The organism is Mesorhizobium sp. M1428 (genome assembly GCF_040317515.1).
GTDB lineage: Bacteria > Pseudomonadota > Alphaproteobacteria > Rhizobiales > Rhizobiaceae > Mesorhizobium.
This window is the reverse complement of the sequence record NZ_JAMYKT010000006.1, coordinates 149018-173686: the sequence shown is the minus strand read 5'-3', so window position 1 is coordinate 173686 and position 24669 is coordinate 149018. Positions and strand designations below refer to the sequence as shown.

Annotated in this window: 23 protein-coding genes and 1 riboswitch; of the genes, 13 read left to right on the top strand and 10 right to left on the bottom strand. The window is 63.5% G+C overall.

Annotated features, from left to right (window positions below; genetic code table 11):
* Positions 1 to 21: 21 nt before the first annotated feature.
* On the bottom strand, positions 22 to 1065 hold the full coding sequence (locus NKG60_RS11160) for a LacI family DNA-binding transcriptional regulator (protein WP_352660629.1): 1044 nt from the start codon (positions 1063 to 1065) through the stop codon (positions 22 to 24).
* A gap of 227 nt (positions 1066 to 1292) precedes the next feature.
* On the opposite strand from NKG60_RS11160, the gene NKG60_RS11155 reads away from it, so the two are divergent.
* The 10 genes from NKG60_RS11155 (at position 1293) to NKG60_RS11110 (ending at position 13029) form a co-directional block, all read left to right on the top strand.
* Positions 1293 to 2267, top strand: coding sequence for a sugar-binding transcriptional regulator (locus NKG60_RS11155; protein ID WP_352660632.1), 975 nt, complete (start codon positions 1293 to 1295; stop codon positions 2265 to 2267).
* Positions 2268 to 2311: 44 nt separating this feature from the next.
* Positions 2312 to 3757 (top strand): ABC transporter substrate-binding protein, encoded by a 1446-nt coding sequence (locus tag NKG60_RS11150; protein WP_352489459.1) that lies wholly within the window; start codon positions 2312 to 2314, stop codon positions 3755 to 3757.
* Positions 3758 to 3909: 152 nt separating this feature from the next.
* Complete coding sequence (locus tag NKG60_RS11145) at positions 3910 to 4833, top strand: carbohydrate ABC transporter permease (RefSeq protein WP_292653833.1); 924 nt, start codon at positions 3910 to 3912, stop codon at positions 4831 to 4833.
* Between the two features lie 9 nt (positions 4834 to 4842).
* Positions 4843 to 5700 (top strand): carbohydrate ABC transporter permease, encoded by an 858-nt coding sequence (locus NKG60_RS11140; protein WP_352660636.1) that lies wholly within the window; start codon positions 4843 to 4845, stop codon positions 5698 to 5700.
* A 4-nt stretch (positions 5701 to 5704) separates the two neighbouring features.
* Positions 5705 to 6823: an ABC transporter ATP-binding protein gene (locus tag NKG60_RS11135; RefSeq protein WP_352660639.1), complete on the top strand. Its 1119-nt coding sequence runs from the start codon at positions 5705 to 5707 to the stop codon at positions 6821 to 6823.
* Positions 6820 to 7944, top strand: a complete 1125-nt coding sequence (locus tag NKG60_RS11130) for an ABC transporter ATP-binding protein (RefSeq protein ID WP_352660642.1) — start codon at positions 6820 to 6822, stop codon at positions 7942 to 7944. The genes NKG60_RS11135 and NKG60_RS11130 overlap by 4 nt, the downstream gene beginning before the upstream one ends.
* Positions 7944 to 9506, top strand: coding sequence for an FGGY-family carbohydrate kinase (locus NKG60_RS11125; RefSeq protein WP_352660644.1), 1563 nt, complete (start codon positions 7944 to 7946; stop codon positions 9504 to 9506). The genes NKG60_RS11130 and NKG60_RS11125 overlap by 1 nt, the downstream gene beginning before the upstream one ends.
* Positions 9507 to 9513: 7 nt before the next feature.
* Entirely contained in the window at positions 9514 to 10554 is a 1041-nt protein-coding gene (locus tag NKG60_RS11120) for a 2-hydroxyacid dehydrogenase (protein ID WP_352660647.1), read from the top strand.
* Positions 10555 to 10573: 19 nt separating this feature from the next.
* The gene (locus NKG60_RS11115; protein WP_352660650.1) at positions 10574 to 12091 is read left to right on the top strand and encodes a glycerol-3-phosphate dehydrogenase; all 1518 of its coding nucleotides are present in this window, start codon (positions 10574 to 10576) and stop codon (positions 12089 to 12091) included.
* A complete protein-coding gene (locus tag NKG60_RS11110) occupies positions 12091 to 13029 on the top strand; it encodes a sugar phosphate isomerase/epimerase family protein (RefSeq protein ID WP_352661303.1) in 939 nt (312 codons plus the stop codon). Before NKG60_RS11115 ends, NKG60_RS11110 begins: the two co-directional genes overlap by 1 nt.
* 47 nt (positions 13030 to 13076) lie before the next feature.
* Here the strand turns inward: NKG60_RS11110 and fba are convergent, their stop codons facing one another.
* The gene (fba, locus tag NKG60_RS11105; RefSeq protein ID WP_352660653.1) at positions 13077 to 14141 is read right to left on the bottom strand and encodes a class II fructose-bisphosphate aldolase; all 1065 of its coding nucleotides are present in this window, start codon (positions 14139 to 14141) and stop codon (positions 13077 to 13079) included.
* A gap of 255 nt (positions 14142 to 14396) precedes the next feature.
* Between fba and NKG60_RS11100 the strand changes: the two genes are divergently transcribed.
* The 3 genes from NKG60_RS11100 to derI are packed head-to-tail and all read left to right on the top strand — an operon-like array spanning position 14397 to position 16400.
* Entirely contained in the window at positions 14397 to 15161 is a 765-nt protein-coding gene (locus tag NKG60_RS11100) for a DeoR/GlpR family DNA-binding transcription regulator (RefSeq protein ID WP_352661306.1), read from the top strand.
* 10 nt (positions 15162 to 15171) lie between these two features.
* A complete protein-coding gene (locus NKG60_RS11095; protein ID WP_352660657.1) occupies positions 15172 to 15930 on the top strand; it encodes a triose-phosphate isomerase in 759 nt (252 codons plus the stop codon).
* Positions 15931 to 15956: 26 nt separating this feature from the next.
* The gene (gene derI, locus NKG60_RS11090; RefSeq protein ID WP_254818715.1) at positions 15957 to 16400 is read left to right on the top strand and encodes a D-erythrulose-4-phosphate isomerase; all 444 of its coding nucleotides are present in this window, start codon (positions 15957 to 15959) and stop codon (positions 16398 to 16400) included.
* Here derI and dhaL read toward each other — a convergent pair.
* From dhaL to NKG60_RS11050, 8 genes are all read right to left on the bottom strand, one after another.
* Entirely contained in the window at positions 16397 to 17035 is a 639-nt protein-coding gene (gene dhaL, locus NKG60_RS11085; protein WP_352974922.1) for a dihydroxyacetone kinase subunit DhaL, read from the bottom strand. The genes derI and dhaL overlap by 4 nt on opposite strands.
* 9 nt (positions 17036 to 17044) lie before the next feature.
* Positions 17045 to 18052: a dihydroxyacetone kinase subunit DhaK gene (locus NKG60_RS11080; RefSeq protein ID WP_352660664.1), complete on the bottom strand. Its 1008-nt coding sequence runs from the start codon at positions 18050 to 18052 to the stop codon at positions 17045 to 17047.
* 69 nt (positions 18053 to 18121) lie between these two features.
* Entirely contained in the window at positions 18122 to 18595 is a 474-nt protein-coding gene (locus NKG60_RS11075) for a 6,7-dimethyl-8-ribityllumazine synthase (protein ID WP_352660667.1), read from the bottom strand.
* 77 nt (positions 18596 to 18672) lie between these two features.
* Positions 18673 to 18819: riboswitch (FMN riboswitch) on the bottom strand.
* A gap of 115 nt (positions 18820 to 18934) precedes the next feature.
* Positions 18935 to 21244, bottom strand: coding sequence for a xanthine dehydrogenase family protein molybdopterin-binding subunit (locus NKG60_RS11070; RefSeq protein ID WP_352660670.1), 2310 nt, complete (start codon positions 21242 to 21244; stop codon positions 18935 to 18937).
* Between the two features lie 98 nt (positions 21245 to 21342).
* Entirely contained in the window at positions 21343 to 21714 is a 372-nt protein-coding gene (locus NKG60_RS11065) for a nuclear transport factor 2 family protein (RefSeq protein ID WP_352660672.1), read from the bottom strand.
* Between the two features lie 169 nt (positions 21715 to 21883).
* Positions 21884 to 22870 (bottom strand): FAD binding domain-containing protein, encoded by a 987-nt coding sequence (locus tag NKG60_RS11060; RefSeq protein WP_352660674.1) that lies wholly within the window; start codon positions 22868 to 22870, stop codon positions 21884 to 21886.
* Between the two features lie 3 nt (positions 22871 to 22873).
* On the bottom strand, positions 22874 to 23533 hold the full coding sequence (locus NKG60_RS11055) for a 2Fe-2S iron-sulfur cluster-binding protein (RefSeq protein ID WP_352660676.1): 660 nt from the start codon (positions 23531 to 23533) through the stop codon (positions 22874 to 22876).
* 129 nt (positions 23534 to 23662) lie between these two features.
* A complete protein-coding gene (locus NKG60_RS11050) occupies positions 23663 to 24547 on the bottom strand; it encodes a helix-turn-helix domain-containing protein (RefSeq protein WP_352660678.1) in 885 nt (294 codons plus the stop codon).
* Positions 24548 to 24669: the final 122 nt, after the last annotated feature.

The window sequence follows — 24669 nt, the reverse complement described above, 5'->3', positions numbered from 1 at the left end:
TGGTTGTGCGCCGCTGAGGCGTCAGTTCCGTCCTATGGGTGCCGGGCCATGGCTTGCCCGCGAGACAAGTGTCGGCCGGACCAGCCGCGTCAGTGGCGCGTCCGGCCTGTTGCCGATGACGGTCAGCAGCATCTCGCCGATCTCGCGCGCGCACTGGCGGATCGAGGCGTCGAAAGTGGTTAGCCCAGGCGGCGCATAGGCTGAGGCGGCTATGTTGTCGAAGCCGATCACCGAAAGGTCGCGAGGAACGGCAAGGCCGGCGCGGGCAGCCTCTTCCATCACCGTCAGCGCCAGCTCGTCGAACAGCGCGACAATGGCCGTCGGCCGGTCGGTGGCGTGCAGCAGCCGATTGATTGCCTGGATGCGGGCACCGCGATCGAACCGCGGCGCCGTCGCCACATCGAGCCTGACCGACGGATCGCCTCGGCGGGCGATCGCGGCAGCGAGCCCATCCTGCCTGAGATGGCGAAACGTCATCGGCTCGGAAATCGTCACCAGGCCGAAATGGCGGTGTCCGAGATCGTAGAGCATGTCGAAGGCCTCGCCGAATGCGTGCGCGCCATCGGTATCGAGCCAATGATAGGCAAAGTCACCGTCGAGCAGCCGGCCATGCGCGACGAACGGAAAATTGCGTTGACGCAGATAGGCAAGCCGCTCGTCGACCTCGGCGATGCGGGTGACGACGACCCCATCGGCGCGTCCGGATTCGACGACATGGCGAAGCACTGAAAGTTCCGACTGGCCCTGCGCCGCTGCGGCCAGGATCAGGTCGGAGCCGTGCGAAACCAGCCCTTCGCCGAGCCCTGTGACGAATTCGCCGAGGAAGGAATCGACCAGATTGGGGCCGCGGATCGGCAGCACCATGCCGACAAAACCGCTGCGGCCGGAGACCAGCGTGCGGGCTGCCGTGTTCGGCACATAGCCAGCCTGGCGCGCGGCCTCGGTGACACGTTGGCGCGTTTTCAAGGCGATCTGCTCGTGGCCGGCAAGGGCGCGCGAAACGGTGGTAATCGACAGGCCGAGCTGCGCGGCAAGTTCCTTGAGGGTGGTAACGCGGGCCGGCATCGTTCCTCCCGAACGAAGTTTGAAACGTTTGTAATACGTCCAAGCGAAATTGCAAACGTTTTAAATGCGCATGGTCAGTGTTATTTCTTGCCGGTTGGTTCGCGTGGCTCCTGTTCGGCCCCGACCGGCTGGCTCCCGGATAGCGATTTAAACGCAACGGTTGCTTGACTCGGGCGATGCCTTGTGAAAAATTTTGCAGCAACTGATAAAAATATCAAAGGGCGGAAATGGTTGGTTTTGGCAACGGCCTGCTGCCCGACGATGAGACCGGCATGGCAGCCCGCGCCGCCTGGCTTCACTATGCCGGCGGCCTGACCCAGTCGGAGGTCGCCAAACGGCTCGGCCTGACCAGCCTCAAAGCGCATCGCCTGATTACCAAGGCCAATCAGGAAGGCCTGGTCAAAGTCTATATCGACGGCGAAGTCTCAGAATGCGTGGAACTCGAGGACGAGTTGTCCGGCCGTTACGGTCTCGACTATTGCGAGGTAGTTCCGGACTTCGATGCCGAAGACCTGCCGCTCAAGGCGCTCGGCATCGCGGGCGCGCAGTTTCTCAAGCGCGAGATCGAACGCGGCGAGGAGGCGCTGATCGGCGTCGGCCACGGCCGCACACTTGCCGCCTGCGTGGAATATCTGCCGCGTATATCGGCAGGCAGGATCCGTTTCGTCTCGCTACTTGGCGGCCTGACGCGCAAGTTCTCGGCCAATCCGCATGACGTCATCCACCGCGTCGCCGAACGGACCGGTGCGGAAGCCTATGTGATGCCCGTACCGATGTTCGCCAACACGGTCGAGGATCGAACCGTGTTGCTCGGGCAGAAGGGCGTCAGCGATGTCTTCGACCTCGCCAAGTCCGCCGACTTGCTCATCGCCGGCATCGGCACCGCCGAGCGTGAGGCCTCGCTTGTCGCCACCGGCATGATCGAGAAGGGCGAGATGGAGGAGATCCGCCGCAACGGCGGTGTCGGCGAACTGCTAGGGCATTTCTTTGACGACGCCGGAAAGGCCGTTGCGACGACGCTTTCCGACCGGGCGCTGGCGCTGGCGCGCGAAGACATCAGCAACCGCAGAATTGTCGCCGTCGCCGGCGGCAAGGTGAAGGTTCGCGCCATCAAGTCAGTGCTGGAGGGCCGCTATCTCAAAGGCTTGATAACCGACGAGCGGACGGCGCGATCGCTCGTGGAACAGACGCCGGTCGGGTAGCCGGCAACCATTTCGTTGAAACTACCCTGTGGAGGAGAAGAGAAATGCATGAGAAAGAGAAAGACCTCATCGACGCATTCCTGCGTGGACAAGTCGACCGCCGTGGGCTGATCAAGGGCCTCGGTGCAATGGGCCTTGCCGCCAGCACCGCCGGTACACTGCTCAATTTCGGGCAGACCCGCGCCCTGGCGGCTGATTTCGACTGGCAGGCGCACAAGGGCAAGACCATCAAGCTGTTGCTCAACAAGCATCCTTACGCCGATGCGATGATTGCCAACCTCGACAATTTCAAGAAGTTGACCGGCATGGAAGTCGTCTATGACGTGTTCCCCGAAGACGTTTATTTCGACAAGGTTACCGCCGCGCTGTCGGCCAGCTCGCCCGAATACGATGCCTTCATGACCGGCGCCTACATGACCTGGACCTACGGCCCGGCCGGCTGGATCACCGACCTCAACGAATGGATCAAGGATCCGGCCAAGACCAACCCGAAATATGCCTGGGACGACTTCCTGCCAGGCGTCAAGAATTCCTGCGCCTGGAACGGCCAGCCGGGCGGCGCGCTCGGTTCGGAAGACGCCAAGCAATGGTGCATTCCGTGGGGCTTCGAGCAGAACAACATCACTTACAACAAGGGCATGTTCGACAAGGTCGGCGTCAGCGTTCCCGGCAATATGGATGAGATGGTCGCTACGGCGGCGAAACTTACCAAGGATGTCGGCGGTGGCGTCTACGGCATCGGCGTGCGCGGCTCGCGCTCCTGGGCAACGATCCACCCAGGCTTCCTGTCGGCCTACGCCAATTTCGACCAGAAGGACCTGAACGTCTCGGCTGACGGCAAGCTGTCGGCCGCGATGAGCACCGCCGAATCCAAGGCTTTCCACAAGCAGTGGGTCCAGATGATCCAGGAGAGCGGCCCGAAGGACTGGTCGACCTACACCTGGTACCAGGTCGGCACCGATCTCGGTGCAGGTGCCTCGGCGATGATCTACGACGCCGACATCCTTGGTTACTTCATGAATGGCGGCGACAACAAGATGGCCGGCAAGCTCGCCTTTTCGGCATTCAAGGCCAATCCTGCCGCCAAGGCGCCGACGCCTAACATCTGGATCTGGTCGCTGTCGATGTCCAACTTCTCGAAGGACAAGGACGCCACCTGGTACTTCATGCAATGGGCATCCGGACCCGAGCACGCGTTGTTCGGTGCGACCAAGATGGACTTCGTCAATCCGGTCCGTCAGTCGGTCTGGAACGACCAGATGTTCCGCGACAAGCTGAACAAGAGCTATCCGGGTTATGTCGAGATGTTCGACGTCTCGGCGCCGGGCGCCAGCATCAAGTTCACTCCGCAGCCGCTGTTCTTTGATCTCACCACCGAATGGGCGGCGACGCTGCAGAAGATGGTGGCCAAGGAAGTGCCGGTCGACGAGGGCCTCGACAAGCTGGCCGAGAGCATCAACAGCCAGCTCAAGGAAGCCGGGCTCGGCTAGGCCGCGGCCAAGGCTGGCCCGTCCGCGGGCCAGCCTTTGAGATGTGATACGTTTGCGACGCGGTCCCGAAAGGTGCCGCCTGCTCGCCCGACCGGCCGCCTTGCTCCCTTGGGCGGCCGGGACGGCGAAGCAACAGGATGACGGAGCAGCCGATGACTGCGGCAACAATACAAAGAAACAGGCCATCGGGCTTCAGGATCAGCAAGCGGGTGCTGCCCTATCTCCTCAGCCTGCCGGCCCTGCTGGTCTGCATCGGCATCCTGATCCCGTTCTTCACATCGGTGGTCTATTCGTTCCAGCGCTACCGGTTAAGTCAGCCCTGGGCGCGGCAGTTCAACTGGGGCGACAACTATATCTCCTTCTTCACGGACCCGAAGTTCTGGAACACGCTGGAGATATCGCTGCTCTACGCCGGCATCACCGTTGTGCTCGAACTGCTTCTCGGTCTCGGCATCGCCATGCTGCTGCAGAAGCGCTCGACGCTGAACAACTTCATCTCGATCATGCTGCTGATGCCGCTGATGACGGCACCGGCGCTCGCCGCGCTGATGTGGAAGCTGATGACCAACCCCGGTTTCGGCGTGCTCAGCTATCTTGCCAGCCTGATCGGCCTGCAGGATTTCCGCTGGGCCTCATCGCCGTCGACGGCGCTGCTCACCGTCGTGCTCGTCGACATCTGGGTCTACACGCCTTTCATCATGATCCTGCTGCTTGCAGGCCTGCGCAGTCTGCCGACGCAGCCATTCGAGGCGGCAGCACTCGATGGCGTGCCACGCAGCTTCGTCTTCTTCCGCATCACACTGCCGATGCTGACGCCCTACATCCTGACGGCGACTTTGTTCCGCCTGCTCGATTCCATCCAGCAGTTCGACATCATCTACGCCATGACGCAGGGCGGCCCAGGCGATACGCTGACCGTGTTCCAGGTCGAGGCCTATCTCAACTTCTTCCAGTCGACCAATGTCGGCCGCTCGGCGGCGCTGATGATCATCCTGTGGGCGATCACCTATTTCCTCTCGAACATTTTCATCAAGAACTGGCTGCGGCTGCGCGAACGCGCCCGCGGCCAGGCATAGGAGGCTGGCGTGGAACACACCTCGCTTCTCGAACGCATCCTGCGCGGCATTGCCCTGGCGCTGGTCGTGATCTTCTTCATGTTCCCGATCGTCTGGATCCTGATGATGTCGTTCCAGACCAACGAGACAATCCTGCGGATTCCGCCGCAGCTTGTCTTCGAGCCGACGTTCGCCAACTACACGGCCTTGATCACCGGCAAGCTGATGACGGCGGCCGGCACGCTCGACATCGCCTTCATGCGCAACCTGTGGAATTCCGTCTTCCTGTCGGTCACCTCGGTTGCCGTCGCGTTGCTGCTCGGCGTTCCGGCGGCCTACGCCTTTGCGCGGCACAAATTCCGCGGCTCGGAGGACATTGCCTTTACGCTGCTGTCGTTCCGGTTTGCGCCGGCGCTGCTGGTGCTCCTGCCGCTCACCCTCTATTTCCAGAAGCTCGGGCTGGCCAACACCTATATCGGGCTGATCTGGGTCTATCAGCTGATCTGCCTGCCGTTGATCCTGTGGATCGTGCGCGGTTATTTCGAGGACATTCCCGCCGACATCGAATACGCCTACCGCATCGCCGGCCATTCCTGGTTTGCCACCTTCCGCAAGATTGCGCTGCCGCTCGCCGGCCCAGGTATTGCCGCTGCCGGTCTGCTCGCCTTCATCTTTGCCTGGAACAATTTCGTTTTTGCATTGGTGCTCGCCTCGGCCGACAAGCAGCCGGTGACGGTCGGCGCGCTCGCCTTCATCACCTCCTCGGGGATCCAGTATGGCCAGATCTCGGCGGCGATCGTGCTGTCGATCACGCCGACGCTGGCGCTCGCGCTCTATGCGCAACGCTATCTCGTCGAAGGCCTGTCGCTTGGCGCGGTGAAAGGATAGTCCGATGGCAAGCCTCGAACTGCGAAACATCGTCAAGCGCTATAAAAGCCAGACCGTTCTCGACAATCTGTCGCTGACCGTCGCCGACGGCGAAACGCTGGTCCTGTTCGGGCCGTCCGGCGCCGGCAAGACGGTGCTATTGCGGCTGGTGGCCGGCGTCATCGACCCCGACGAGGGAAAGATCCTCATCGGCGGCGAGGACATGACCGATCTCGACGCCGAGTTCCGCGGCGTCGGCATGGCCTTCCAGAACTTCGCGCTGTTCCCGCATATGACGGCGTTCGATAACATTGCGACGCCGCTGCAGGCGAAGCACTCGTCGCAAGGAACGATAAAGACCGGCGTCGAGAGCGTCGCCAAGCTGTTGAAAATCGGCCATGTGCTCAGCCACAAGCCGCGGGCGCTGTCCAACGGCCAGAAGCAACGCACCGCGCTTGCCCGCGCGCTGGTCGGCTCGCCGCCGCTTCTGCTGCTCGATGACCCCTTGCGCAACGTCGATGCCAAATTGCGCTTTGAAATGCGGCTGGAATTGCCAAGACTGCTGGCGGATCGTGGCGCGACCGTCATCTACGTCACCCAGGACTATAAGGAGGCAATGGCGCTCGGTGACCGCATCGCGGTGATGTCGCAGGGCGTCGTCAAACAGCTCGGCACGCCCGAACAGATCTATCGCGAGCCGGCCAATGTCGAGATTGCCCGGCTGTTCGGCGACCCGACCATCAACCTTCTGGACGTCAAGCCGTCGCGGGACGCCAAAGGCATCTATGTCGGCCTGTCCAACGTCCAGGTCCATCTTGCCGGCGCTCACGAGGCGGCGGTCGGCCGCGACTGCGTGATCGGTTTGCGGCCGGAGGCGCTGGCGTTTGTCGATGAAGGCACGCCCGGCGCCATCCCGGTGACGGTTGAGGCCGAGACGCCACTCAACGAGAAGATCGTCACGCTGGTGCGAACCGTGCGCGGCCGTGAAATCCTGGTCTCGCGTCCTTCCGGGACGCCGGGCCGATCCGAGGGCAAGGTCCACATTGCCGTCGACAGCAAAAGCGCCCTTTTGTTCGATCGCACAAGCGGCGAGCGCATCGGCTCGAAAAACGTCGTCAATTTGCGCAGTGGAGAAGCGGCATGAGCCCGACCGCAATCACCATTTCGGGCGTCGACAAGTTCTATGGCCCGATCGACCGCGGCGTGCATGCGGTCAAGAACCTGACGATGGAAATCGCCAAGGGTGAGATCGTGGCGCTGCTCGGCTCGTCCGGCTGCGGCAAGACCTCGACATTGCGCATGATCGCAGGCTTCGAAGAGGTCTCGCGCGGAACCATCGCGGTTGCGGGCCGCAAGGTGCACACGTTGCCGCCGGTCAGGCGCAACGTCGCAATGGCCTTCGAGGGCTATTCGCTCTACCCGCCTCTGACCGTGCGTGAGAACATGGCATTCGCCCTCAAGGCCGCCAGGCTGGCGAAGAGTGCGGTCGATACAAAGGTTGCCAACATCGCCAAGCTGCTCGAGATCGAGGACATTCTCGAGCGCTATCCGAGCTCGATCTCCGGCGGCCAGCAGCAGCGCGCCAGCCTCGGCCGGGCGCTGATCCGCGAGGCCGACCTGCATCTGCTGGACGAGCCGATGGGCCAACTCGAGCCGCAGCTTCGCGCCGTGCTGCGCGGCCGCATCAAGCATTTCATCAAGGAGCGTGGCCTGACCGCGATCCTGGTCACCCACGACCAGACCGAGGCCAATGCGCTGGCCGATCGCATCGCTGTCATGGAGGGCGGCGTGCTGCAGCAGTTCGACACGCCTGACAGGCTCAAGGAGCGGCCGGCAAACCTGTTCACCGGCACCTTCGTCGGCGAGCCGCCGATGAATGTCTTCGAGGCCTATGTCGGCACGGCTGCCGGCAAGATCAGTCTCAAGCTGCCCGACGGGCTTTCGCTCGACTACGACAAGGATGCGTTCAGCGGCCCGGTTCGCGACGAATTGCTCAACCGGCAGCGCGTCGTCATCGGCGTCAGGCCCTATGCGGTCCGCCGCTCGAAGGATGGTGTGCCGGCGACGGTTTCGGCCAATCAATGGCTCGGCGACCAGACCCATATCGCCGCCGATTTCGCCGGCGGTTCGCTGGTCCTGGTCGAACATGACCGGACGCGCCTGGAGCTCGGTGCACCGATCAAGATCAGCATCGATCCGAAAAACCTCCACGTCTTCGATCAGGCGAGTGGTGACGCCATTTCGCACGGCACGGAGCTTGCCTGATGCGGGATGTGCTGATCGGCATCGATGCCGGCACGTCTGTCATAAAATCCGTCGCCTTCGACACGGCGGGCGGACAGATCGCGGTCGCCGCGCTGCCCAATAAATACGAGACACTGCCGGGCGGCGGCGCCGAGCAGGACCTGGCCCGCACCTGGGCCGATACCGCGACGACCTTGCGCGAGCTTGCCGACAAGGTGCCGGATCTCGCCAGCCGGACCATTGCCATCGCCGTGACCGGGCAGGGCGACGGTACCTGGCTGATCGACAAGGATGGCGAGCCGGTGGCCAAGGGCTGGCTGTGGCTCGACGCGCGCGCTGCCGCGGTCGTCGAGGAGATCCGCGCGCGGCCAGAGGACCGGGTGCGCTTCGAAAAGACCGGCAGCGGGCTCGCTGCCTGCCAGCAGGGATCGCAGTTCGTGTTCATGAAGCGCCACATGCCCGCGATGCTTGCCAATGCAGCGACGGCGTTCCACTGCAAGGACTGGCTCTATTTCAAGTTGACCGGCCACCGCGCCACCGACCCGTCCGAGGGAACTTTCACCTTCGGTGACTTCCGCACGCGCGGCTATTCAGATGATGTGCTCGAGGTACTCGGCGTCACCGATCTCCGGCATCTATTGCCGCCCATCGTCGATGGCACCAGGCAAAGCACCTCGCTGTCGGCGGCAGCAGCCGATGCGACCGGCCTGCTCGCCGGCACACCGGTCGTTCTAGCCTATGTCGATGTCGCCTGCACGGCGCTTGGGGCCGGCCTGTTCGATCGCGAGCGCAAGCCGGGATGCTCGATCATCGGCTCCACCGGAATGCATATGCGGCTCGCCGAAACGCCGGACGAGGTGCTGCTCAACGAGGCTGCAACCGGCTACACGATGACGATGCCGGCACCAGGCGTCTTTGCGCAGATGCAGTCGAACATGGCGGCAACGCTCAATATCGACTGGGTCCTTGGCCTCGCCTCCGGCATTCTCGCCTCGCAAGGCATCACGCGGACCAATGGCGAGATGATCGCGCTGGTCGACCAGTGGATATCGTCGTCCGAGCCAGGCTCTCTGCTCTACCAGCCCTATGTCTCGGAGGCAGGCGAGCGCGGGCCATTCGTCGATGCCAATGCCAGGGCAGGCTTCGTCGGCATTTCGTCCAGGCACGGCTATGCCGACATGGTCCGCGCGGTGTTCGAGGGGCTGGCTTTCGCGGCACGCGATTGCTACGCCGCCATGGGGCCGCTGCCCAAGGAAATCCGCCTGACCGGCGGAGCGGCCAGGAGCCCGGCGCTGCGCAAGATCCTGGGTGCTGCGGTCGGCGCCGACATTCGCACCAGCGAGCGCGAGGAGGCTGGTGCTGCGGGCGCTGCAATGATTGCTGCGGTCTGCGTCGGCCAGTACGCATCGATGGACGATTGCGTCAGTGAATGGGTCACACCTTTGCTCCGTGCGGCCGAACCCAGCGACCGGAAACTTGCCGCTGCCTATGAGGCGATGGCTCCGTCCTACGCATTGGCGCATGAGGCGCTGCGGCCGGTCTGGCGTTCGATGGCCGCGTCCAGGCAAACCGACGTGAATTGAGAAGAGCATGCCCAAGAAAATTGCGATCATCGGCGACCGCTTCATGCTTCCGGAAGTGTTTCGCGAGAAAATCGAAGCGGCCTGCGGCGACAATATCGACATCCGCACCGTTGAGACCGCTTGGCCCGACGAGCCAATGCAATTCGGCAATGCCGCGCTTAGTCTGGATAAGGTCAAGGAATATTTCGGCGATCCCGACGAGGTGGTGGATTTCATCGGCGACGCCGAAATCTTCGTCACCCAGCTTGCGCCGCTCTCCGAAGCCATGATGCAGCGCCTGCCCACGCTCAAGCTGGTTGTGGTGTCGCGCGGCGGGCCGATCAACATCGACATGGCGGCCGCCAAGGCCCATGGCATTACCGTTGTCAACGTGCCCGGCCGCAATGCCAGCGCCGTAGCCGAGTTCACCATCGGCGCCATTCTCGCCGAGACGCGGCTGATCCGCGTCGGCCACGAAGCCTTGCGCAAGGGCGAGTGGCGCGGCGATCTCTACCGCGCCGACCGCACCGGCCGCGAGCTCAACGAAATGACCGTCGGCGTCATCGGTTACGGCAATATCGGCACCAGGCTGGTTCGCCTGCTGCGCGCCTTCGGCTGCCGCATCCTGGTCTGCGATCCCTATGTGCAATTGAGCGCCGAGGACCGCAATGCCGGCGTCGAACTGGTTGCGCTGGACGATCTCCTGTCGCGCTCCGACGTGGTCACGCTGCATTCCCGGGTCACCGAAGAGACGCGGGGTCTGATCGGCAAGGACGCCATCGCCCGGATGAAACCCGGCGTGATCTTCGTCAATACCGCGCGCGGACCGCTGGTCGACTACGATGCGCTCTACGAGGCGCTCGTCTCGGGACACATCGGCAGTGCTATGCTGGAGACGTTCGCCGTCGAGCCAGTGCCTGCCGACTGGCCGCTGTTGCAGCTGCCGAACGTGACGCTGACGCCGCATATCGCCGGCGCGTCGGTACGCACCGTGACCTACGCGGCCGAGCAGGCGGCGGAGGAAGTGCGCCGCTTCATCGCCGGCCTGCCTCCGGTCAATCCATGCTGACGACAGGGCATAGAGCGAGATGAGCGGTGAAACCGAAATCGTCGACCTCTTCGTCATCGGCGGCGGCGTCAATGGCGCCGGCATCGCGCGCGATGCGGCAGGCCGGGGCCTGTCGGTCATTCTTTGCGAAAAAGACGATCTCGCCGAGGGCACCAGTTCGCGATCGGGAAAGCTCGTTCATGGCGGTTTGCGCTATCTCGAATATTACGAGTTCCGCTTGGTGCGGGAGGCGCTGATCGAACGCGAGGTGCTGCTCGAATCCGCGCCGCACATAATCTGGCCGATGCGCTTCGTGCTGCCGCACAGCCCCGATGACCGGCCGGCCTGGCTGGTCCGGCTCGGCCTGTTCCTCTACGACCATCTTGGCGGCCGCAAGCGGCTGCCGGCCACGCGCACGCTCGACCTGCGAACCGCGCCAGAAGGCGCGCCGATCAAGGACGCCTTCAAGCGCGGCTTCGAATATTCCGACTGCTGGGTCGATGACGCTCGCCTGGTCGTCATCAACGCGCTCGACGCCGCTGAGCGCGGAGCCAGGATATTCACCCGCACCGCCTGCATCGCCGCCCGTCGCGAAAACGGCCTGTGGTCGGTGGAGATGCGCGACGGTCGAACCGGCGTCAGGACCACAGTTCGGGCACGGGCGCTGATCAACGCCGCCGGACCCTGGGTCAACGACGTCATCAACCGCGTCGCCGGCCAGAATTCCAGGCGCAACGTGCGCCTGGTCAAGGGCAGCCACATCGTCGTGCCGAAATTCTGGGAAGGGCGGCAGGCCTATCTCGTCCAAAACAGCGACAAGCGGGTGATCTTCATCAATCCCTATCAGAACGACCTCGCGCTGATCGGCACCACCGACATTCCCTATGAAGGGCGGCCGGAGGACGTGACCGCCGATGCGAGCGAGATCGATTACCTGATCAAGGCAGTCAATCGCTACTTCAAGCGCCAGCTCGCACGAAGCGACGTCGTCTACTCGTTTTCCGGCGTCAGGCCGCTTTATGACGACAATGCCGACAATCCGAGCGCGGTCACCCGCGACTACATATTCGAACTCGACGCACCGGCTGGGCAGGCGCCGCTGCTTTCGGTCTTCGGCGGCAAGATCACCACCTTCCGCAAATTGGCCGAGCACGCGCTCGACCGTATCGCCCCGTTCTTTTCGAAAATGGGCAAGCCGTGGACCTCGAAAGGGCACCTGCCGGGCGGCGATATCGCCAATGCCGATTTGGAGCAGTTTCTGGGCGACCTCGGCCATGAATTCCTCTGGATGCCGGCATCGCTGGTCAAGCATTATGGCAGGCTCTACGGCACAAGGACGCGCGATCTGGTCGGCGCGGCCACCTCGCTCGCCGAACTGGGCCGGCGCTTCGGCAAGGATTTTTTCGAGCGCGAAGCCAATTACCTGTTCGAGCATGAATGGGCCGAGACCGCCGCCGATATTCTCGACAGGCGCACCAAGCACGGCCTGCATCTGTCCGCCGCGGAAAGAACCGCCTTCGAGGACTGGTGCTCGAGCCGGCTGGCAAAGGCCGGCTGATGGCCTTCACGCTTTCGCTCAATACCAATCCGCTGGTCAACCGCTTTGCGGAGCCGGACGACCTGATCGACGCGATCGCCTATCAGATCGGTATCAGGGACGTGCAGCTCACGCATGAATTCGTCAATCCCGGCTGGCCGGCGGCGACGATCGCCAAATTCGTCCGCCTGTTCCGTACCGCGCTTAACCGCACCGGCGTGCGCGTGACCTCCGCGATGACCGGCCCTTACGGCCGGCTCAATCATTTCGGCCATCCCGATGCCGACGTGCGGGGTTACTACGTCGACTGGTTCAAGACCTTTGCCGAAATTTCGGTCGAGCTCGGCGCCGCGGGCATGGGCACGCAATTCGCGATCTTCACCCATCGTGACTACGACGATCCTGAGCGTCGCGCGCGGCTTTTCGACATCGCGCTGGGATGCTGGCGCGAGGTCGCCGAGCATGCCAAAGCAGCCGGCTTGACCTACCTGTTCTGGGAGCCGATGTCGGTCGGCCGCGAGTTCGGCCATACGATCGAGAGCTGCCGGATGCTGCAAAGCGAAATCGATGCGGCAGGGATAGCGATCCCGCTCAAGATGATGGTCGACATCGACCATGGCGACGTGACGTCGAGCAATCCGGACGACATCGACCCCTATGCCTGGGCCGAAGCCTTTCCCCGGCAGTCGCCGATCATCCACGTCAAGCAATCGTCGATGAACAAGGGCGGCCATTGGCCGTTCACTGCGACCTACAACATCGACGGCCGCATCACGCCGGAAAAGCTCCTTCAGACGGTTCGCCGTGGCGGCGGCGTCGACAACGAGATCTGCCTCGAACTGTCATTCCGCGAGCGCGAGCCGGTCGACCATCAGGTCGTCGCCATGATCCGCGAGTCGGTCGACTACTGGGCACCATTTATCGAGACCGGCCGGGCCGATCTCTTGCCGCGAGTATGATCGGATGAGCAGGAGCCGAAGCGGCTCCTGCTCAGAACCGGAATATGTCAGCCAAATTTCGGATCGAGGCTTCCGGACTTGTAACGTTTGGCCATTTCCGACAGCGGCAGCGGCTTGATCTTGGGAGCGTTGCCGGCGGTGCCGAACTGCTCGAAGCGCTCCTTGCACAGCTTCCGCATGGCGGCCATTGCCGGCGTCAGATATTTGCGCGGATCGAATTCGCTCGGGTTCTCGGTCAGCACCTTGCGGATCGCGCCGGTCAGCGCCATGCGGTTGTCAGTATCGATATTGATCTTGCGCACGCCGTGCTTGATGCCGCGCTGGATTTCCTCGACCGGCACCCCCCATGTCGGCTTCATCTGGCCGCCATATTTGTTGATGATCTCCTGCAGCTCCTCCGGCACCGAGGACGAGCCGTGCATGACGAGATGCATGCTCGGCAGACGCCGGTGGATTTCCTCGATGACGTTCATGGCCAGCACGGCGCCATCCGGCTTGCGGCTGAACTTGTAGGCGCCGTGGCTGGTACCCATGGCGACTGCCAGCGCATCGACACGGGTGTCGCGCACGAATTGTTCGGCCTGCACCGGGTCGGTCAGCAGCTGGTCGTGGCTGATGACTCCCTCGACGCCATGGCCGTCTTCCTGTTCGCCGCCGCCCATCTCCAGCGATCCGAGAACGCCGATCTCGCCTTCCACCGAGACACCGCCCCAATGCGCCATGTCGACGACGCGGCGGGTGATGCCGGAATTATAGGCGTAGTCGGCCGGCGTCTTGCCGTCTTCCTTCAGCGATCCGTCCATCATCACAGAGGTGAAGCCGTGCTGGATCGCGGTGACGCAGGTCGCTTCGTTGTTGCCATGGTCGAGATGCATGCAGATTGGGATATCGGGATGGATTTCGACCAGCGCGTCGATCAGCTTGGCCAACACCACGTCGTTGGCGTAGGCTCGCGCGCCGCGGCTCGCCTGCAGGATAACCGGCGATTTGGTCTCCTCGGCTGCCTCCATGATAGCGAGGCCCTGTTCCATATTGTTCATGTTGAAGGCAGGCACGCCATAGCCGTATTCGGCGGCATGATCGAGCAATTGTCTCAGTGTGATGCGAGCCACTCAGTAGTCTCCCGTATCCGGTTTCGAGCCAGTGTTTGCGGGCTGTTCGGTTGTCGTCGAGCCCCTAATGCTTCTGGCCGGATTTCCGCGGCACCGCAACCGCTGGGCGCTCGGCCGGCAGCAATTCTTGTTACAGCACGCGACCAGAAGCGCATGATATCCCATAAAGATATAACATTATCACAAAAAATTTGGTGGCTTGTGCGACGTTTGCTGTTATATCTCGGAGCCGGGGTGCACGAGGAAGCCGCGGAAATGAAGAGCGACGGCCGTCGGCAAGGCATCATGGATTTTCTGATGGACATCGGCACCGCCAGTGTCGACGATCTTGCCTCGCGCTTCGGCGTGTCGAAGATGACCGTCCACCGCGACCTCGACGAGCTCGAGGAAAGCGGTTTTCTGCGCAAGGTGCGCGGCGGCGCCTCGATCCAGCCGAGCAGCCTTTTCGAGAGCGATTTCCGCTACCGCCAGCGGCTGGCCGGCGACGAGAAGAAGCGCATCGCCGCCGCTGCCGTGACGATGATCGAACCGGGTCAGACGGTGATCATCGACGACGGCTCGACCGCGGGGGGCGTTGCTCGGCATCTTGCCGATCTGCGTCCGCTAACGGTGATCTCGAACAATCTGGCCGTCATCCAGGATTTGGCGGGCGTTGCCGGGATTAACCTGATTGCGCTCGGCGGCCAATACAGCAAGAAGTTTCACGGTTTCTTCGGCCTGCTCGCCGAAGACACGCTGAAATCATTGCGCGCCGATGTCGCGTTCCTGTCGTCATCGGCCATTCATGGTGCCTCGGCCTTTCACCAGGATCAGGAAGTGGTCCAGACCAAACGGCTGATGATGGCCGCAGCAGCGCGCAAATATCTGCTGGTCGATCATGGGAAATTCGGCCGCACTGCCTTGCACTTCCTGACCGATCTCAAGGCCTTTGACACGGTCTTCACCGGCCGCGAGCCGCAGCCGCAGATGCGCGCCGCGCTGGATGGTGCCGGCGTTTCGCTGACAGTGATCGCAGAATAGGAGGGCACGTATGGTTTATTGGGTCGGCACCAGCTGGAAAATGAACAAGACGCTTGCCGAAGCGATGATTTTCGCCGAGGCGCTGGCGGAGTTCGTCCCCGGTTTCGACGAGCGCATCCAGCTTTTCGTCATCCCGCCTTTCACGGCGATCCGCGAGGTCAAGAAAGCGCTGTCGCCGACGCGCATCAAGGTCGGCGCGCAGAACATGCATTGGGCCGACGCCGGCGCCTGGACCGGCGAGATCTCGCCGGTGATGCTGAAAGACTGCGAACTTGATATGGTAGAATTGGGTCACAGCGAACGGCGCGAGCATTTCGGCGAGACCGACAAGGCGGTCGGGCTGAAGACTGCGGCCGCGGTGAAGCACGGCTTGGTGCCGCTGATCTGTGTCGGCGAGACTCTGGCACAGCGAGACAGCGGCCAGGCCGCTGCGGTGCTGGCCCTGCAGGTGCACGGCGCGCTGCAGTTTCTCGAAGGCGCGGCGAAGGCGGCGACGATCCTGTTTGCCTATGAGCCGGTCTGGGCGATCGGCGATAAGGGCGTGCCGGCCAGTTCGGACTACGCAGACAGGCAGCAGGCGCTGATCAAGAAAATCGCCCGCGACCTGCTGCGAGTTGTGCCGCCGGTGCTTTATGGCGGCAGCGTCAATCCGCAAAATGCCGCCGAACTGGTCGGCCAGCCCAATATCGACGGCTTGTTCATCGGCCGCTCGGCCTGGCAGGCGGAAGGCTATATCGACATCCTCCAACGCGCCTCGGCGGCGATCTGAAGCATCGAACAGGAAGGAAACCGAACATGAAAATAGCCATTGGAGCTGATAGCGCCGGCAAGCCGCTGCTCGACGTCATTGCCGCTCACCTCGCCACCAAGCCCGGCCTCACGGTCAGCGACCTCAGCCAGGCGGGCTACTATGCCGACCTGTCGCAGAAGCTCGCGCAGACGATCCTGGACGGCGAAAACGACCGCGGCATCCTGTTTTGCGGCACCGGCATCGGCGTATCCATATCCGCCAACAAGGTCCCCGGCATTCGCGCTGCACTCACCCACGACACCTATTCGGCCGAGCGCGCTGCAAAATCCAACAACGCCCAGATCATCACCATGGGCGCGCGCGTCATCGGCCCGGAACTGGCCAAGTCGATCGTCGACGCCTGGCTCGCATCGGAATTCGATGAGAAGGGACCATCGGCCGGCAATGTCCAGGCCATCGACAGGCTCGACGCGGCGAAGCGGGGTTAGACCAGACTGTTCCGCATCGCCCTGATGATCGTCACGGCCGATGCGGCGCCGGGGTCCATGTGCCCCAACGAGCGCTCGCCGAGCCGCGATGAGCGGCCCTTGGCGGCGATCATGTCCTTGGTCGCCTCGGCACCTCGTTCGGCCGCCGCAAGTGCAGCCTCCAGGCTCTCGGACAGGCTCTTGCCGGCTTCCTGCGCGGCACAAGCTGCCTGCGTCGCCGGCAGCCAGGCGTCGACCATCGTCTTTTCGCCGAGCTCGGCCTTGCCGCGATCCTGGATGCCTTGCGCCATCGCCCGGAACATGGCGACGACGTCTACGTCCTCTAGAATTGCCCTGCCTTTGACGGCGACGGCACCGCGCATGAAGGCCGTCGCATAGAGCGGGCCTGACGAGGCGCCGACCGCGTTGAGGAACGACTTTGCCGCGGTGTTGAGCAGTGCCGTCGGCTCGGTCGCCGAGAGATCGAGCGAGGCGAGCGCATCGCGCACCGCGCCGAAGCCGAGCGCCAGGGCGATGCCGTGGTCGGCGTCGCCGATGACGCCGTCGAGTTGGCAGAGCCTGTCCTTGTCGGCGTCGATCGCCACCGCGATCGCATCGAACATTCCTTTCAAGCCGGCTGAATCGATCGACGTCATGATGCTCTCTCAGCCGGCGCGGAACATGGCGCAGTCGCAAGGGTGGTCGAGCATCTCCTGCAATTCGCCGTCGAGATGCATCAGCGTCACCGAGGCGCCGGCCATTTCGAGCGAGGTGCAATAATTGCCGACCCAGGTCGCGTGGACAGAAACGCCGATGTCGTCGAGCCTCTGCTTGACCCGCCGGTTCATGATGTAGAGCTCCATCAGCGGCGTCGAACCGAGCGAATTGACCAGCACGGCGACCTTGTCGCCGCGCGTCGGCGCCATCTCGTCAAGGATCTTGTCCAGCATCTCGTCGGTGATCTCGTCGGCCGTCTTTAGTTTTCCACGCGCGGTGCCCGGCTCGCCATGGATGCCCATGCCGATCTCCATCTCGTCCGGTCCGATCTCGAAATTCGGCCGGCGGGTCTGCGGCAGCGAACAGGGCGAAAGCGCCACGCCCATAGTGAACGTCTGATCGTTGGCCTTCCTGGCGATACGCTCGCATTCATCGAATGACAGCATCCGGTCGCATGCGGCACCGACAGCCTTGAAGATGAAGAAATTGCCGGCGACGCCGCGCCGCTTCTGTCTCTGGTCGCGCGGCGCCGAGGCGACGTCGTCGGTGGTCAGCACGGTGCGCACTTCGATGTTGTCCATTGCCGCCATTTCGGCGGCCATGTCGAAATTCATCACGTCGCCGGCATAGTTGCCGTACATGAACAGCACACCGGTACCGCCGCTGGCCGCTTTGGCGCATTCGAGGATCGGGTCCGGCGGCGGCGAGGCGAAGACATTGCCGATCGCGGCCGCGTCGGCAAGCCCCTTGCCGACAAAGCCGAGGAAGGTCGGCTCGTGGCCCGAGCCACCACCGATGACGAGGCCGACCTTGCCGGGGCGTGGCCCGTCGCGGGCGACGATGGAGCGGGGGCTGCCGTCCGCACGTCTGAGATGGCGCGGATGCGCGGCCAGAATGCCCTCCAGCATCTCGTCGACGGAGCGGTTGCCGTCATTGATGATCTTCTTGGTCTGCACCGGCATCCTCCCTGGTTTTCGTGAGATACTACAGCGCCTTACCGGGATTTCCACCCGGCGACGGAGGTTTCACGCCGCGATGCGTTCGCGTGTCGCCAGCAGTTGCACGCAGGCGCTGGCCGCCTCTTTGCCCTTGACCCTGAAATGCTCGAAAAAGAAGCGGTGATGGTCAGCGCTGTCATGGTAGTTGTGCGGCGTCAGCACCGCCGACAGCACCGGCACGCCAGTTGACAATTGCACGTTCATCATGCCGTCGATGACCGCGCTCGCCACGAACTCATGCCGGTAGATGCCGCCGTTGACGACGAACGCGGCGCCGAGGATAGCGGCATAGCGGCCGGTTTCGGCAAGCGTCTTTGCATGCAGGGGAATCTCATAGGCGCCGGGAACATCGAAGACATCGACGGCAAAGCGTTTCTCTCCGAGAACCGCCAGTTCCGCCTCGAATGCTTCAACGCATTGGTCGACGATATCGGCGTGCCAGCGCGCCCGAATGACGGCGACGCGGATCGTTTCATAGTCGTTATGGGAATGCTGATTCATGGGTCCATCCTTCCGTTTCGAACCAGAATCAGGACGCACGATACGGAGTTCGAACCGCGAAAGCGGATCGTCTTCCATTTCGTTCTCTTCCATCCGGACTGTGACCGTCGGCTCCGGAATCGCACCGGATCTGCTGACCTTTCCGATCATCTGGAAAGCGCTCGCGGGCTTGGGCCGAGACCCTTACCGCCGGTGGGGACTTTCACCCCGCCCTGAGAACATTGACGGCCTTTGTATGAAAGGGCTGGATGGCGCTGTCAACCACCGGCGTCGTCGCGGATGGCGCAGAAATAGCCATCCGTTTCGACTTGTCACAATTGAGAGCGAGAGAGGAAAGCGTCAAATGGCGATCACAGGCAAGGCAGGCAGCACCTTGTCCAAGGTGATGGGAAATTCACGCACTCGCGCGCCGGTCGCGTTGTAGATGGCGTTGGCGACAGCAGCCCCCGCACCGCACACGCCGAGTTCGCCGAGACCCTTTGCGCCAAGCGGGTTGGCCTTGTCGTCGTCTTCCTCGAGGAAGACGACCTCCATCGCGGGGACGTCGCCATTGACCGGCACATGATACTCGGCAAGATCGTGATTGACGAAGTGGCCATGGCGCGGGTCGAGCACCGTCTGCTCCATCAGCGCTGCACCGATCCCCCAGGTCATGCCGCCGATGATTTGCGAGCGCGCGGTCTTGGCGTTGAGGATACGCCCCGCGCCGATCACAGTCAGCATCCGGCGCATGCGGATTTCACCGGTATCGCAATCGACAGCGACCTCTGCGAAATGCGCGCCATAGGAATGCTGCGAATAAGTCTTGTATGACTGGGTGGTGGCGCCCGCGGCTACGGAGCCTTCAGCCTCGAGGCCGTCGGGAGAGATCCCTCGGATGAGATCGGCCAGGCTCGCCGATCGCTGGCCAATCCTGACCTCGCTGTCGGCAAAGCTTGCCTCGGTGGCGTTCGCGCCGCGCAACGGCGAGGTTTTGCTCGACTGCGCCGCCTCCAGGATCCGTTCCTTGAGGGCGTTGCACGCATTATGCAAGGCCGAACCCGCGCTTGCTGCGCCCCAGGACCCGCCGGAGCCGGCGGTACGCGGGAAGCGACTGTCGCCGAGCTCCACCTTGACGGACGAGATCGGCAGGCCGAGGCTCTCGGCGGCGATCTGGGTCAGGATCGTATAGGTGCCGGTGCCAATATCGGTCATGTCGAGCCGCACCGTAACCCGAGCGTCCCGGTCGATCGCCACTCGCGCCGTCGCCGCGCCGATATAGTTCGGACGGATCGCCGCCGCCATGCCGTAGCCGATAAGCTTCCGGCCCTCCCGGGTGCGGCCCGGTGTCGGGTTTCTCCGCTCCCAACCGAAACGGCGGGCGCCTTCCTCCATGCAGGCGACGAGATTGCGGGTGGAGAACGGCACGCCGCGCTCGGGATCCTGTGCCGGTTCGTTGCGGATCCTGAGTTCGATCGGGTCCAGGCCGACGCGCTCGGCGAGCTCATCCATGGCGCATTCGAAAGCCAGCATGCCGGGCGCTTCGCCCGGCGAGCGCATCCATTCGCCGCGGTTGATGTCCAGCGGGACCAGGCGATGGCGGGTGAGACGGTTCGGCGCCGCATAGAGCGAGCGCGCAAAAACTGCCGTTTGTTCGCAGTACTCCTCGAAGCTGGAGGTTGCGGACCAGACATCGTGCGCGATGCCGGTGAGCCGCCCGTCGGTGTCCGCGCCGAGACGTACCTGTTGGACCATCTCTGCGCGATGACCGGCATTGGCGAACATCTGTTGCCGCGTCAGCGCGATCTTCACGGGGCGCTGCAGCACCTGCGCTGCAAGTGCGGCCAGGATCGTGTCGGCATGGGCAATCAGCTTGGAGCCGAAGCCTCCGCCGATGAAGGGGCTCACGATGCGCACTCGCTCGGGCGGGATGCGAAGCGTGCTGGCGACCCCGGCCCGGAAGTTCGCGAGAGTCTGCGCCGATGTATGGATCGTCAGCTCGTTGCCTGACCAGGCAGCGAGCGTTGCATGCGGCTCCATCGGATTGTGATGTTCGAAGGGGGTCCGGTAAGTGGCATCGATGTTGATCGGCGCCGTCGCAAAGGCGCTCTCAAAGTCGCCTACCGCGCTGTCGGTCTCGAAGCCGGCATTTGTCCGCTTTGGTGCATAGGCGTCGGCCTCATGGCCCGTTAGATCGTAGAGGCCCGGCTCCTTGTCGTAGCGTATTCTGATGAGGCCGGCAGCAGCGCGTGCCGCCTCGAACGTCTCCGCAACGACCAGCGCGACGGGCTCGTCGTAATACCGCACCCGATCGCTGTTGAGCGCGGGCCGGGCGCGGGTGAAGACCTCCGGCACCGTCGGCGTGACCGACGGGCCGAAATCCGGCTGGGCCGGCGCATTGCGGTGCGTCATGACGAGCAGCACCGCCGGCGCCCGTTCGGCTTCGGTCGTGTCGATCTCGGCGATGCGGCCCTTGGCGACGGAGGCGCCGAGAATGTAGCCATAGGCTGTACCATCCAGGTCATTCTCGTAAGCATATGTGGCGCCGCCCGTCACTTTGAGCGGACCGTCGATGCGGTCGATCGGCCTCCCGATGATGCCGGCATCGGGACGAGGTTTCACCCTTGAATGGGTGGCGGAGCCGGGCAGTCCGGGTATGGTCTCGTTCATAAGTCACCTAAAGATTTTCATTTGGAGTTCGGAAGCATCGAGGCCGCGACGACGCCTCTTCCTTGCACCTTCATGTTCGTCGCGCGGCGGCCCGGAGCTCACGCGGCGATCTCGCCGAAATACTCGCGAAACTCGACCAGCCTCCCCGTCGGGCCGGCCCGCATGAAGATCGCATGCAGGCCAGTGTAGGGCGCGCCACTGATTGTCCCGCTCCCGCGATCGCAGACGATGACCCAGTCGGCCGCGAAGAGCTTGAGATCGACGGTCGATTTCGTAATCCTGTTTCCCTGAGCTTGATGCGCGGCGGTCCAGGCTGCGAGTGCCCGCTTGCCTTCTGGCGGTCCGTGTCGGCCTCGTTGCTCGCCGACAGGGAATTGGAAGGTCATCGTCTCATCGCAACAATCAAGGAATGCCGTCCAGTCGCCAGAGGCCCAGCCGGCAAAGAAGGCGTCGACGGCCGCCTCGAGCACGTGCCGAGCTCCCGGGTCGGATGTGGCGCCCAAGCTGCGGCGGCAGAAACAAAAAGGCCGCCACCCGCGGCGGCAACGGCGCGTCGCGTGAGTTTCATATCGATCTCCTGCTCGGCGCCTGCATCTGGGAACCGCTGTTCGGGGTCGTCGTCTCTGTCATCGCATCACCTCATGCACGTTCGACGGCAGCAGCGAGCGTGTGCCGCATCGTCCGTTTCGCCAGCGGGATCTTGAAGTCATTGCCGCCATGCCCGACGGCTCCGGCGAGTGCGACTTCGGCCGCGTTGGTAAAGGCAGCGTCGGACGCCGACGCTCCTGCGAGCGAGCGCTCCGCCTCCGTCGCGCGCCAGGGCTTCGCGGCCACGCCGCCCATGGCGATCCGAGCGCTTCGGATACGATCGCCGCTTTTCTCGACGATTGCTGCCACCGACACCAGCGCGAAGGCGTAGGAAGCACGGTCGCGCACCTTGCGGTAAAGCTGCCGGCCGGGTGGTGGCGGCGGTAGGTTAACCGCGACGACCATTTCGCCGTGGCCGAGCACGGTCTCGACATGGGGCATCGTCTCGGGCAATCGATGGAAATCACCGATCGGGATCGTGCGGGTCTCGCCGCCGGGCGAGACGGTCTCGATCCTGGCGTCGAGCCCGGACATGGCGACCGCCATGTCGGAAGGATGGACCGCGATGCAGGCTTCGCTCGCGCCGAGTACGGCGTGCATGCGGTTGAAGCCTTGAAGCGCCGCGCAGCCCGAACCCGGCTGGCGCTTGTTGCAGGGCATGTTGCGGTCGTAGAAATAGGGGCAGCGCGTGCGCTGCAGGAGATTGCCGCTGGTCGAGGCCTTGTTGCGTATCTGGCCGGACGCTCCCGCCAGCAGCGCTTGTGTGAGCATCGGGTACCGCGACCTTACCCGCGGGTCGGCGGCAAGATCGCTGTTGCGGACCTGGGCGCCGACCCGAAGCCCGCCTTCTGCCGTCTCCTCGATCCGATCAAGGGGCAGCCGGCTGATGTCAACGAGATGCGCTGGGCGCTCGATCTCGAGCTTCATCAGGTCGAGCAGATTGGTGCCGCCGCTGATGAACTTGGCGTCCGGCCGGGCCGCAACTGCGGCGGCCGCCTGCTGGGCACTCGTCGCACGTTCATAAGTGAAGGACTGCATTGCTCATGCCTCCTCTGCCGCGTCGCGGATTGCAGCGACAATGTTCGGGTAGGCGGCACAGCGGCAGATGTTGCCGCTCATCCGCTCGCGGATCTCGGCATCTGTGAGAGCGACGGAAGTCGCTGCCACGTCGGCGCTCGCATGGCTTGGCCAGCCGGCCCGCGCCTCGCCCAGCATGCCAACCGCCGAGCAGATCTGGCCTGGCGTGCAGTAGCCGCACTGGAAACCGTCGCGGGCTACGAAGGCGGCCTGGACCGGATGCAGCCGGTCGCCCTCGGCAAGCCCCTCGACCGTGGTGATCTCGTCGCCTTCATGCATTGCGGCCAGCGTCAGGCAGGAATTGATCCGGCGTCCATCGACAAGCACCGTGCATGCGCCGCACTGGCCGTGGTCGCAGCCCTTCTTCGAGCCGGTGAGGCCGAGATGGTTGCGCAGGGCGTCGAGCAGTGTCATTCGCGGGTCGAGCTCGATGGCAAGATCCTTCGCGTTGATCCGCAACGATATCGGTATCGTCGGTACCGGCGAGGACGATGCAGCCGCCGTGACGGTCTCGGCCGGCTCCGCGTCAACCGGTATTCCGGTAGCCAGGAGCACCCCGGTCGCAACACCGCCTTCCAATACCATCCGACGCGTCGGCCCGCTCCTGTTGTCCGTTTTGGCCATGCATGATCTCCCAGTCGCAATGAAGCGCAGACGGCAACTTGACCCGAGCGAACCCTCGGGTTCTGTCACCCAACGACACTGGAGGTGGGAGTGCGGGCGGCGGCTTTCTTTCAAGAAACCGGCGCACTATCAGGATTCTGGAGAAGAATTCACCCGATAGGCACGAGGCGTCATGCCCCTTAGACGCCGGAAGGTCGTGGTGAAATGGCTCTGGCTTGAGAAGCCGAGCCGAAAGGCAATGATACCGATCGACAAACCCGTCTCGCGCAGCAGCGCCTCCGCTCGCCGCACCCTTTCCTCGATCACATAGGCATAGGGTGGAAGGCCGGTCGTCGCCTTGAAGCGACGCGCAAAACTGTCGACGGCCATGCCCGCGACGGCTGCCAGCTCGCTTAGCGAAATGTCGGAATTCATATGCGTATCGATGTAGTCCCGAACGCGAGCAAGTGCTCGGCGGCTGAGGCAGCCGTGACGTACAAACCGCGGTTGCTCCCGGCTCAGGTTGGCCACGCGGAGACTGACGAGGGCGACCAGATGCTCGACATAGGCAGTGTCCGGCTTGTGGCCGAGTGCCATCTCGTCACGAAGCGAACTCAGCAGCGTGGCGACGACCGCGTCCTTCTTGTTTACCAGTATAGGCAGGTTCCTCAGGCGTTCGCATCCGGGAAGCCCGATATCGGGATCGATCCACAGGGCTGAATAGGAGAGGTTTACATCTCGATAGAAGCCGTGTCGCTCCGCGCCTGCCGGGACGAAGGTGAGGGCTCCGGGACGGTCCCTTCCGTCGTAAAGGGATCGTGCCCCGTGCCGGATGGATGTGTGGGACGTGCCGCCTTCTTCGGTCAGCACGATCAGATGATGAGGGGCTGTCCAGCGGAGCTCCGCCTCCCGGCACGCCCACCGCCGATTGTCGAAAACGATCGAGGAGCTGACCCATGACGCGGTTTGCAGGGGCTCCGACTTCTCCTCCTGGCTCCGAATCCGTCCGTCACCAAGCAACGGTCTGAATGACATCGCGGCATCCCGCTGGTTCACTCGCCGGCCCGTGGTCAGCCCCGGCTTCGAGCGTTGGGCGCCGCCCCGCCGCTACGCATACGGCCGTCCATGTGGGACAGGCAACCGGCGTTTTTAACCGT